This window comes from Leptospiraceae bacterium (genome assembly GCA_025059995.1).
In the GTDB taxonomy this organism is placed as follows: Bacteria; Spirochaetota; Leptospiria; order Leptospirales; family Leptonemataceae; genus SKYB61.
Genome location: JANXCF010000016.1, coordinates 257 through 533 on the forward strand (window position 1 = coordinate 257; position 277 = coordinate 533).

Annotated in this window: 1 rRNA gene (only partly in view); it reads right to left on the bottom strand. The window is 58.1% G+C overall.

Annotation, left to right across the window (positions count from 1 at the left end):
* A 23S ribosomal RNA gene (locus NZ853_11540) occupies positions 1-277 on the bottom strand; its annotated part reaches 256 nt to the left of the window's first position; the annotation flags it as partial.

Below are 277 nucleotides of genomic sequence, written 5' to 3' on the forward strand. Positions count from 1 at the left end.
TCTCGGAGTTGGGGTGACGGATTTGCCTGCCACCCCCTCCTACTACCTTGGACCACCATTCCATAGGTGGCTCTTCCTAGCCTCCTGCGTCACGACTCTGGCTCCACACCGCTGGCGCGGGAATGTTGACCCGCTTCCCATCGGCTACGCTTTTCAGCCTCACCTTAGGGTCCCGGCTAACTGGCGGATGATTTACATTGCCGCCAAAACCTGGGGCTTCCGGCGGACAGGTTTTTCACCTGTCTTCGCTGCTACTCATGCCAGGATTCTCACTTGT